This window comes from Streptomyces sp. WAC 01529, assembly GCF_003945545.1.
GTDB lineage: Bacteria > Actinomycetota > Actinomycetes > Streptomycetales > Streptomycetaceae > Streptomyces > Streptomyces anatolicus.
In genome coordinates this window covers 5,580,121-5,591,030 of record NZ_CP029617.1, presented here as the reverse complement: position 1 = coordinate 5,591,030, position 10,910 = coordinate 5,580,121, and the positions used below count along the sequence as shown (strand labels likewise).

Below are 10,910 nucleotides of genomic sequence, written 5' to 3'. Positions count from 1 at the left end.
GAACGGAGCCGCGACATGTCAGATGCGCCTGAAGTGAACAGACCGGTGGTCACGCCGGTCCGCGTGGTCATCGCGGCCTGCCTTGTCGCACCCTTCGTGGCGATGCTCTGGGTGGGTTCGTACGCGAAGATCGAACCGACCTTCATCGGCATCCCGTTCTTCTACTGGTACCAGATGCTCTGGGTGCTCATCTCGACCCTGCTCACGATGATCGCGTACAAGCTGTGGCAGCGTGACCAGCGCGCCCGCAAGGAAGGTGCGCGGTCATGAACGGCGGAGTCAACGGCGTCGCGCTCGCCGTCTTCATCTTCTTCTTCATAGCGGTCACCGTCATGGGCTTCCTCGCCGCCCGCTGGCGCAAGGCCGAGACCGAGAGCCTGGACGAATGGGGCCTCGGCGGCCGGTCGTTCGGCACCTGGGTCACATGGTTCCTGCTCGGCGGCGACCTCTACACCGCGTATACGTTCGTGGCCGTCCCCGCGGCGATCTACGCGGCGGGCGCGGCCGGGTTCTTCGCGGTGCCGTACACGATCCTCGTCTATCCGCTGATCTTCACCTTCCTGCCGCGCCTGTGGTCGGTCTCGCACAAGCACGGCTATGTGACGACCTCCGACTTCGTGCGCGGGCGCTTCGGCTCCAAGGGGCTCTCGCTGGCCGTCGCGGTCACCGGCATCCTCGCGACGATGCCCTACATCGCCCTCCAACTCGTCGGCATCCAGGCGGTCCTCGACGTCATGGGCGTGGGCGGCGGCCCGGACACCAACTGGTTCATCAAGGATCTGCCGCTCCTGATCGCCTTCGCGGTGCTCGCCGCGTACACCTACTCGTCGGGGCTGCGCGCACCCGCGCTGATCGCGTTCGTGAAGGACGGGCTGATCTACCTCGTCATCGTCGTCGCGATCATCTACATCCCGATCAAGCTCGGCGGCTTCGACGACATCTTCGCCAAGGCGGGTGACGCCTTCGCGCAGACCAACCCGGCGACCGACAAGCCGCGCGGCGCGCTCGCGCCCGCCGAGGCCGGGCAGTGGACGTACGCCACGCTCGCGCTCGGCTCTGCCCTCGCGCTCTTCATGTACCCGCACTCGATCACGGCGACGCTCTCCTCCAAGAGCCGTGACGTGATCCGCCGCAACACCACGATCCTGCCGCTGTACTCGCTGATGCTGGGCCTGCTCGCGCTGCTCGGCTTCATGGCGATCGCGGCCGGGATCAAGGTGGAGAACGGCCAGTTGGCGATCCCGCAGCTGTTCGAGGACATGTTCCCCGACTGGTTCACGGGCGTGGCGTTCGCGGCCATCGGCATCGGCGCGCTGGTCCCGGCGGCCATCATGTCGATCGCGGCCGCGAACCTCTTCACCCGCAACATCTACAAGGACTTCATCAAGCCCGACGCGACACCCGCCCAGGAGACCAAGGTCTCCAAGCTGGTCTCGCTGCTGGTGAAGGTCGGCGCGCTCGCCTTCGTCCTCACCATGGACAAGACCGTCGCGATCAACTTCCAGCTCCTGGGCGGCATCTGGATCCTGCAGACGATGCCCGCGCTGGTCGGCGGCCTGTTCACGCGCTGGTTCCACCGCTGGGCGCTGCTCGCGGGCTGGGCGGTCGGCATGGTCTACGGCACGCTGGCCGCGTACGGCGTCGCCTCGCCGACGCAGAAGCACTTCGGCGGCTCGTCCGACACGATCCCGGGCATCGGCGAGATCGGCTACATCGGCCTCACCGCGTTCGTCCTGAACGTGATCGTCACCGTGGTCCTCACCTTCGTCCTGAAGGCGCTGAAGGCCCCGGAGGGCATCGACGAGACCTCCCCCGGGGACTACACCGCGGACGCGGGCGACCCCGGCGTCATGGAGGAGCTGCCCAAGGCGACCGCGGGCGCCGGGCACTGACCCACTCACCGTCACGCGGAGGGCCGCCGGAAAACCGGCGGCCCTCCGTCGTGAACTTCGGCGGCCCTCCGTCGTGGAAAATCGGCGGCCCTCCGCCATGCCCGTGTTGCACACTGCGCCGCATGGACATCACGATCAGAGAAGCACACCCCGAGGAGTACGAGGCGCTCGGCGCCCTCACCGCGCAGGCCTATCTCGCCGACGGACACCTGGACTTCGGGGAGGACGACCCCTACCTCGCCGTGCTGCGGGACGTGCCGGGACGCGCGGCGCACGCCGAGATCCTCGTCGCCGAGGCGGCGGGCAAGGTGCTCGGCAGCGTCACCTACGTCCCGTCCGGCGGACCGATGGCCGACATCGCGGGCGCGAACGACGCGGAGATACGGATGCTCGCCACCTCCCCCGAGGCACGCGGCCGGGGCGCCGGCGAAGCGCTCGTACGGGAGTGCGTGCGACGCGCCAAGGAAGCGGGCCGCACCTCGCTCGTGCTGTCCACGCAGACGTCCATGCACGCCGCCCACCGGCTCTACGAACGCCTCGGCTTCGTACGGACGCCTGAGCGCGACTGGCGCCCGATCGAGACGGTGCCGCTGCTGACGTACGCGCTGAAGCTCTAGCCACCACTCCGCGAGCCGACACAAGATGTGGGCCCGCTTCAGAGGCCCGGCACAAGATGTATGCTCGTGCTCGCTGTCGCCGCAGGGGAATCCGGTGCAAGTCCGGAACTGTCCCGCAACGGTGCATGTGTACGCCTTTGGCGTACGCGGAGTCCGAAGACCTGCCGACAGTGCGCCCGAGCCGTCCGGCCCGGGTGCCGACCGTCCGGGCCTCGTGGAGTGGGCCGGTGGACGCGGTACGCCGCCCTGCCCGGGTGCGCCCGTGTGCGCCCCTTCCCTCCCCCTGGCCCAGAGCCGAGCGAGGGAGTGCCCCACGTGACCATCGCGCCCGCCGAACCCGCGTCAGCGCCGTCGACGCCCACCGCCCAGGGTGCCGAAGGAACCGACGGGCCAGGGGCCGCGCTGCTGCGCACCCTGACCGACCTCACCGCCGACCTCCCCGACGCCGACCCCGGCCGGGTCGCCGCCGCCGCGCTGCGCGGCCGCTCGGCGCGCGCCGACGAGTCGGAGCTGCGGGAGCTGGCCACCGAGGCGGCGGCGGGGCTCATCTCCGAGGACCCGGCGTACTCCAAGCTGGCGGCCAGGCTCCTGTCGATCGGCATCCGCGAGGAGGCGGCGACGCAGGGCGTGCACTCCTTCACCGACTCCGTCGCGGTCGGCCACCGCGAGGGCCTGATCGCCGACCGCACGGCGTCCTTCGTGACTGAGCACGCGGCCCGGCTGGACGCGCTGGTGGAGGCCGCGCTCGCCGACGGCGCCGACTTCCGCTTCGAGTACTTCGGACTGCGCACCCTGCACAGCCGCTATCTGCTGCGCCACCCGATCACCCGTCAGGTCATCGAGACCCCGCAGCACTTCATGCTGCGCGTGGCGAGCGGCCTCGCGGAGGACGGCAGCGAGCGCGCGCTCGACGAGGTCGCCTCGCTGTACCGCCTGATGAGCCGCCTGGACTACCTGCCGTCCTCGCCGACGCTCTTCAACTCCGGCACCCGGCACCCCCAGATGTCCTCCTGTTACCTCCTGGACTCCCCGCTGGACGAGCTGGACTCGATCTACGACCGCTACCACCAGGTCGCGCGGCTCTCCAAGCACGCGGGCGGCATCGGCCTCTCCTACTCCCGCATCCGTTCCCGGGGTTCGCTGATCCGGGGCACGAACGGGCACTCCAACGGCATCGTGCCGTTCCTGAAGACACTGGACGCCTCGGTCGCCGCCGTGAACCAGGGCGGCCGGCGCAAGGGCGCGGCCGCCGTCTACCTGGAGACCTGGCACTCCGACATCGAGGAGTTCCTGGAGCTGCGCGACAACACCGGTGAGGACGCGCGCCGCACGCACAACCTCAACCTCGCGCACTGGATCCCGGACGAGTTCATGCGCCGGGTCGCCGCCGACCAGGACTGGTCGCTGTTCTCCCCGGCCGACGTGCCCGAGCTGGTGGACCTGTGGGGCGAGGAGTTCGACGCCGCCTACCGCGCCGCGGAGGCCGCCGGGCTGGCGAAGAAGACCATCCCGGCCCGCGACCTGTACGGCCGCATGATGCGCACCCTCGCGCAGACCGGCAACGGCTGGATGACGTTCAAGGACGCCGCCAACCGCACCGCCAACCAGACCGCCGAGCCCGGCCACACCGTGCACTCCTCCAACCTCTGCACGGAGATCCTGGAGGTGACGGACGACGGCGAGACGGCCGTGTGCAACCTCGGCTCGGTGAACCTCGGCGCGTTCGTGGACACGGCGACCCGGGACATCGACTGGGAGCGGCTGGACGAGACGGTCCGCACCGCCGTGACCTTCCTCGACCGCGTCGTCGACATCAACTTCTACCCGACCGAGCAGGCCGGGCGCTCCAACGCCAAGTGGCGCCCGGTGGGCCTCGGCGCGATGGGCCTCCAGGACGTCTTCTTCCAACTGAAGCTGCCCTTCGACTCCCCCGAGGCGCGCGCGCTCTCCACCCGCATCGCCGAGCGGATCATGCTCGCCGCGTACGAGGCCTCCGCCGACCTCGCCGAGCGCAACGGCCCGCTGCCCGCCTGGGAGAAGACCCGCACCGCGCGCGGCGTGCTCCACCCCGACCACTACGGCGTCGAGCTGACCTGGCCGCAGCGGTGGGCGGCCCTGCGGGAACGTATCGCCGCGACCGGCATGCGCAACTCGCTGCTGCTCGCCATCGCGCCGACCGCCACCATCGCGTCCATCGCGGGTGTCTACGAGTGCATCGAGCCGCAGGTCTCCAACCTCTTCAAGCGCGAGACGCTCAGCGGTGAGTTCCTCCAGGTCAACGCCTATCTGGTGGAGGAGCTGAAGCGGCTCGGCGTCTGGGACGCGCAGACCCGCGAGGCGCTGCGCGAGGCCAACGGCTCGGTGCAGGGCTTCAGCTGGATCCCCGAGGAGGTCCGCGCGCTCTACCGCACGGCGTGGGAGATCCCGCAGCGCGGCCTGATCGACATGGCCGCCGCGCGCACGCCCTTCCTCGACCAGGCGCAGTCGCTCAACCTCTTCCTGGAGACGCCGACCATCGGCAAGCTCTCCTCGATGTACGCCTACGCCTGGCAGCAGGGCCTGAAGACCACGTACTACCTGCGCTCGCGCCCCGCCACCCGCATCGCCCGCGCGGCCGGCGGCTCCGGCGCGGCCGCCACCGCACCCGCCCCCGTCCCCGCGCAGGTCACGGCCGAAGAGGCCGTCGCCTGCTCCCTGGAAAACCCCGAGTCCTGCGAGGCCTGCCAGTAATGTCCAGCACCACCAACTCCGAGAAGAACCTCCTCGACCCGGGCTTCGAGCTGACCCTGCGCCCCATGCGCTACCCGGACTTCTACGAGCGCTACCGGGACGCGATCAAGAACACCTGGACGGTGGAGGAGGTCGACCTCCACTCGGACGTCACCGACCTGGCGAAGATGACGCCCGAGGAGCAGCACCTGATCGGCCGGCTCGTCGCGTTCTTCGCGACCGGCGACTCGATCGTCTCCAACAACCTGGTGCTGACGCTCTACAAGCACATCAACTCCCCCGAGGCGCGGCTGTACTTGAGCCGCCAGCTCTTCGAGGAGGCCGTGCACGTCCAGTTCTATCTGACGCTGCTCGACACCTATCTGCCCGACCCCGAGGACCGGGCGGCCGCGTTCGACGCGGTGGAGGAGATCCCCTCGATCCGCGAGAAGGCGCAGTTCTGCTTCAAGTGGATGGACTCGGTCGAGAAGCTGGACCGCCTGGAGACCCAGGCCGACCGCCGCCGCTTCCTGCTCAACCTCATCTGCTTCGCCGCGTGCATCGAGGGCCTCTTCTTCTACGGGGCGTTCGCCTACGTGTACTGGTTCCGCAGCCGTGGCCTGCTGCACGGCCTCGCGACCGGCACGAACTGGGTGTTCCGCGACGAGACGATGCACATGAGCTTCGCCTTCGACGTGGTGGACACGGTCCGCAAGGAGGAGCCCGAGCTGTTCGACGACGCGCTCCAGACGCAGGTCACGGACATGCTGAAGGAGGCCGTCGAGGCCGAGCTGCAGTTCGCCCGCGATCTGTGCGGCGACGGTCTGCCGGGCATGAACACCGACTCGATGCGCGCCTACCTGGAGTGCGTCGCCGACCAGCGCCTCCAACGCCTGGGCTTCGCGCCGGTCTACGGCTCGGAGAACCCGTTCTCCTTCATGGAGTTGCAGGGCGTGCAGGAGCTGACCAACTTCTTCGAGCGGCGGCCCTCGGCCTACCAGGTCGCCGTCGAGGGGTCGGTCTCCTTCGACGACGAGTTCTAGGAGCGTGTGTGTCCGCCCCGTCACGGGGGGCGGGGCGGACACACCCGGGGCACGGCGGCTCCCTCAGCGCGGTTCGGCCCGCAGGACGAGGCGCTTGGGGTGCAGGGTGATCCCGACGCGGGTGCCGGCGTCGGTCTCCGCGACCGGCGCCAGGCGCCACTTCGGTACCACTGTCCCCAGGATCAGGGCCAGTTCGGCCAGGCTGAAGTGGTCCCCGGGGCACTTTCGGTTGCCGACGCTGAACGGCATCATCGCGAACTCCGGTACGTCGGCGGCGCGTTCCGGTTTCCAGCGGTCCGGGTCGAACTCCAGGTGCCGCTCGAAGGAACGCGGGTCGCGCTGCATCGCGTACACGCTGTAGACGATGTCCGCACCGGCCGGAATGCGATAGCCGCCCAGTTCGGTTCCGGCCACGGACCGACGCGTGAATATCCAGGCGGCGGGCCGTATGCGCATGGCCTCCGTGATGACATTGCGGAGGTGCGGCAGGGCGCCCAGATCGGCGAATGTGATCGCGCGATCCCCGACCACGGAATTTACCTCTTCAACCAACCGCCTTTCCTGCTCCGGGTGTTCGGTGAGCAGCTGGAAGGTCCATGCCAGCGTCGACGCGACATTCTCCGCTCCGGCGACGACGAGGGAAACCACGTGGTCGTGGATCTCCTGGTCGGCTATGGGTGCCCCGGATTCGTCCGTGGCCCGCAGCAATTCCGCGAGCAGGTCGTCCGGTCCGCCGGGCCCCGCCGCGCGGCGCTCCGCGATGATCTCGTCGACGAGCGCGTGCAGGTCGGCGAGCGCGCTCTCGAAGCGCCGGTTGGCGGGGGTCGGCACGCGGTAGAGCGGTCCGACCGAGAGCACCATCCTGCGGTAGAGGCCCTGGAAGACGGTGTGCAGCGAGTCGGCGATGCGGTCGGCCTTCTCGCCGATCGACTCCACCTCCAGGAGCGAGCGCGAGACGATGCGCACGGCCGTGCGGAACATCTCCGCGCTCACGTCGACCGTCGCCCCCGGGCTCCAGCGGGCCGCCGTGGCCCGCGCCTCCTCCTCCATCACCTTGGCGTAATCGGCGATCCGCTCGGGCCGGAACGCGGGCTGCATCATCCGCCGCTGGCGCCGGTGCAGCTTGCCGTTGCTGGTCGCCACGCCCTTGCCGAGGAGCACTTCGAGGGTCTCCCAGAGCGGCCCGCCGACGATGAACTCGGGGCGCTTCAGGAGGGCGCCGACCAGCTCCGGGTCGCAGACCGCGTACGCCGTCCTGGGCCCCAGCCTGATCCGTACGAGATCTCCGTGGTCGCGCAGCGCGGAGAGGAAGCCGAGCGGGTCGCGCACCAGGTTCCAGGCGTGGCCGAGCAGGGGGGCGCCGCCCTTGACGAGCGGCGGGGTGCGCAGCGGGCCGGGTCCTGACGCGGCCGGTACGGGTATCGCGGATTCGATGCTCATTCCTCACCCACCAGTTCGTTTTCCGCCAGGGCATCTTCTGTCACATACGGGGGAATGGACCGGTCGTCCCAGCTGTCCACCCGATAGCGTCCGGATTCGTGATGGAACCAGTACACGGAAGAGAACCAGTTCCGCATATTGAAGACGCAGGATTCCACCGTGTCCGCGAGTTTCTTTCCTTCTGCGGTTCCGTCGGACAGTCGATCGACGAGCAGCCGCACTTCGTTTTCGGCTTCGAGGAAATCCGCGACGCATTGGGTGACCCGCCGGTGGACGTCCCGTACGGCCTGTTCGAGCGTCATCCCCTCGTGCTTGATGAGGCTGATCCCGAGATTGTGCAGTTCGTCTCCCGCGAGTTCTTTGGGGAGTGAGCACAGGTCGTTGTACCAGGCCGAGAAGTCCTGGGTCGCGAGGGCCGCCTTTCGGTACGCGGGCTGTTTCCTGACGGCGCGCGGCAGTTCGTGGCGCGCGGTGGGTTCGAGCAGGTCGATCCAGGCCCAGTGCGCGAAGGTGAGGCGGCGCAGCTCCACGTACGCCTCGACCGTGGGGACCGTGCCGCTGCGCCGGTTTCTGAACTCCTGGTCGTACGCCTCGATCACGGGGTGGAAGTGGCGGGCGAATCTGGCGTTCCAGCTGGGGCCGAGGAAGGCGTACAGGCGGCGGACGCAGTCCGCGAACCCGGCGACCAGGGGGTCGCGGTGGTGGAGGTACTGCCGGGGTTCGTCGAGGGCGCCGTGCAGGCCGCGGCAGAGCCACCGCCACTGTGCCGCCCTGCCGTGCACCGAGTCCCTGTCGTGCCGGTCGTCCCAGGCGAAGAACCAGCTGCTGAGATCGGCTATCGCGGTGAGCAACTCATCCGGCGCGCCAATGTAGTAGCCCGCCACCAGGTCGGTGTAGCAGAGGCTGTCCGCGTACCGCTCGACCTTGTCCGGCGGCATGAGTCGCATTTCGCGCAGCCAGGACCTGGACTTCTCCTGAAGCTTTGGCCAATACGGGTGCAGACGGCGAGGAAAATCTGCCTCGATCACTGGAACGGTCAGAGCCGGTGGGACAGATACCACCTGAGTGTGTGGCTGTGTCTGTGAAGTGCTTCCGGAATATGCAGGCACGGACAAACCCCTTTCAGCCGCCTGGGCGGCACACGCCCCTCCCCCGTGCCGGGCGCGCGCCGTTGCGTATCCCCGCGTCGCTTTCCATTCAGCACCACAACTGACCGTTCAGGGAACAGATTTGCGCCATTCACTACCCCCCAGTGCCGAGAACATCCCCGTACGTGACTGATTATGGATCTTCAACAGCCGGTTTTGCTCGCACTGGTGAGCGGCTCACGCCAACGGCCCCTGGTCGGGGTCAAGTTCCCGATCAGGGGCCGCTGGTGTCACACGGTTCCCGCGCCGCTCAGGCGGCGCGTGCGTCAGTCGTTGGGCACCACGGGGTAGCGCGGCGTGCCCTCCGCCATCTGGCGCAGCGCGTCCTTGCGCTCCCGCTTGGAGAGGCGGTCGATGTACAGATAGCCGTACAGGTGGTCCGTCTCGTGCTGGAGGCAGCGCGCGAAGTAGCCACCGCCGCGCACCTTGATGGGGTTGCCCTTCTCGTCCTGCCCGGTCACCTCGGCGTAGTCCGGGCGGGCCAGGTCGACATAGGCGGTCGGGACGGAGAGGCAGCCCTCGCCCGAGTCGTCGAGGCGGCGCCGGTCGGCGGGCAGCTCGCGCAGGACCGGGTTGCAGACGACGCCGACGTGGCGCACGCCCTGGTCGTCCATGCAGTCGTAGACGAAGACCTTCAGGTCGACGCCGATCTGGTTGGCGGCGAGGCCGACGCCCTGCGCGGTGCGCTGGCTGGCGAACATGTCGTCGACCAGCTTGGCCAGCTCGTCGTCGAAGGCGGTGACGTCCTTGCACTCCTTGTGCAGGACCGGGTTGCCGACGACCGTGATCGGGCGGGACGTGCCGCGCTCGCGATAGGCCGTCTCGCGCTCCTCGCAGTCCTCCGTGTCGATGACGAAGCCCTCGTCGTCGACGGGGAGCACCCCGCCGGAGGCCTGCTGCTCAGTGTCCTGCGCCATGTCCGCCGTAAGCCTTCCGTGAAACCCTCAAGAGTTTGTGCCGGTACAGCCTACGGCGAAGTACGGCCCGCTCTCCTCGGGTCAGCAGACCTCTTCCAGATCCCGCCAGTCCCGCGAGTCCGGGCTGTCCGCCACCCAGCTGTCGAGGAGCCCGCGCACCAGGGCGGCCGGCGCCGCGATGCCGCACTCCCGCTCCGGCACCCAGATCGCGCCGGGGCTGCGGTGGCCGAGCGGGCCCGGATGGCCCGGCTCGCTGTGGTCGTGCGGGTCAAGGTGCTCGCCGTCGCCCTCGTCGCTCGGCATCCGCGACTCGGAGCACATGCGGCACAGCAGCCGCACGGAGGACGACCAGTCCTCGGCGGCGAAGCCCGCGTCGGCCGCGAGCTGCTCCAGCGCGTCCCGGTCGTCCTCGGTGGCGGCCTCCAGGAGGACCACCCAGGTCGGCACGGGTGAGGGCGCCCACAGCTCGATCTCGTCGAAGACGGGATACGAGTGTCCGGCCGCCGTCGTCCGCTCACCGTGCGGGACGCCGTCGTGCAGCACGACCTCGCCCCAGCGGCGCCCGGAGGAGGGCAGCGGGATGGACAGCACCTCGATGCGCGCGGGATCCAGCCTGCGGCCCCACACCACCTCGGCCTCGCCCTCCGGGGAGAGCCGCACGGCCGCACTGCCCAGCTCCATGCCCGAGGGCTCGCCGGACGCGGCCACCCCGCCGGGCACCCGCAGGCCGTACGCCTGCCAGGCGCGGCGGGCCAGCGGCCAGTCCTGGAGCGCGGTCGCCGCGATGCCCACGTTCCACCAGTCCGGGGCGCCCGCCGAGCGGTCCAGGAGCGCGACGGCACGCAGCCCCGCGGCCCGCGCCTGCTCCCAGTCGTGCCGGAACTTGTGCAGCAGAGCGAGGTTGAACCAGGACTCGGACAGCCACGGCTCCAGATCCGCCGCACGCGTGAGCAGCGCCCCCGCGTCCTCGTACCGGCCGTCGCCGATCAGCGTGAACGCGCGGTCGGTCGCCTGCCGCCATGAGGCGGAGGGCCGGTGCCGTCCCTTGCCGAAGATCCTCACGATTCCCGCCTGATTCCCGCCTGTCACGATTTGTCGGAAGTCCCATCTGATGAGGACGCGGCGTCGGGTCGATGCCCCCGCG

The 10,910-nt window shown here is 69.5% G+C and carries 9 protein-coding genes and 1 riboswitch; of the genes, 5 read left to right on the top strand and 4 right to left on the bottom strand.

Annotation, left to right across the window (positions count from 1 at the left end):
* Window positions 1-15 precede the first annotated feature (15 nt).
* The 5 genes from DMA15_RS25140 to DMA15_RS25120 all read left to right on the top strand — a co-directional run bounded on the left by DMA15_RS25140 (window position 16) and on the right by DMA15_RS25120 (window position 6,261).
* A complete protein-coding gene (locus DMA15_RS25140; RefSeq protein ID WP_125515027.1) occupies window positions 16-270 on the top strand; it encodes a DUF3311 domain-containing protein in 255 nt (84 codons plus the stop codon).
* Complete coding sequence (locus tag DMA15_RS25135) at window positions 267-1,892, top strand: sodium:solute symporter (RefSeq protein ID WP_125515026.1); 1,626 nt, start codon at window positions 267-269, stop codon at window positions 1,890-1,892. The genes DMA15_RS25140 and DMA15_RS25135 overlap by 4 nt, the downstream gene beginning before the upstream one ends.
* Before the next feature lie 122 nt (window positions 1,893-2,014).
* Entirely contained in the window at window positions 2,015-2,509 is a 495-nt protein-coding gene (locus tag DMA15_RS25130) for a GNAT family N-acetyltransferase (RefSeq protein WP_125515025.1), read from the top strand.
* A 43-nt stretch (window positions 2,510-2,552) separates the two neighbouring features.
* Window positions 2,553-2,693, top strand: a riboswitch (cobalamin riboswitch).
* 131 nt (window positions 2,694-2,824) lie between these two features.
* Complete coding sequence (locus DMA15_RS25125) at window positions 2,825-5,239, top strand: ribonucleoside-diphosphate reductase subunit alpha (RefSeq protein WP_125515024.1); 2,415 nt, start codon at window positions 2,825-2,827, stop codon at window positions 5,237-5,239.
* Window positions 5,239-6,261, top strand: a complete 1,023-nt coding sequence (locus DMA15_RS25120) for a ribonucleotide-diphosphate reductase subunit beta (protein ID WP_125515023.1) — start codon at window positions 5,239-5,241, stop codon at window positions 6,259-6,261. Before DMA15_RS25125 ends, DMA15_RS25120 begins: the two co-directional genes overlap by 1 nt.
* 63 nt (window positions 6,262-6,324) lie before the next feature.
* On the opposite strand, the gene DMA15_RS25115 is transcribed toward DMA15_RS25120, so the two are convergent.
* The 4 genes from DMA15_RS25115 to DMA15_RS25100 form a co-directional block, all read right to left on the bottom strand.
* Complete coding sequence (locus tag DMA15_RS25115) at window positions 6,325-7,701, bottom strand: cytochrome P450 (RefSeq protein ID WP_125515022.1); 1,377 nt, start codon at window positions 7,699-7,701, stop codon at window positions 6,325-6,327.
* Complete coding sequence (gene cyc1, locus DMA15_RS25110; RefSeq protein ID WP_125515021.1) at window positions 7,698-8,810, bottom strand: epi-isozizaene synthase; 1,113 nt, start codon at window positions 8,808-8,810, stop codon at window positions 7,698-7,700. Before cyc1 ends, DMA15_RS25115 begins: the two co-directional genes overlap by 4 nt.
* Before the next feature lie 305 nt (window positions 8,811-9,115).
* Window positions 9,116-9,766 carry a peptide deformylase gene (gene def, locus DMA15_RS25105; RefSeq protein WP_125515020.1) on the bottom strand — a complete coding sequence of 217 codons (651 nt, stop codon included), beginning with the start codon at window positions 9,764-9,766 and terminating at the stop codon, window positions 9,116-9,118.
* 81 nt (window positions 9,767-9,847) lie between these two features.
* Window positions 9,848-10,828: a hypothetical protein gene (locus DMA15_RS25100; protein WP_125515019.1), complete on the bottom strand. Its 981-nt coding sequence runs from the start codon at window positions 10,826-10,828 to the stop codon at window positions 9,848-9,850.
* Window positions 10,829-10,910 lie beyond the last annotated feature (82 nt).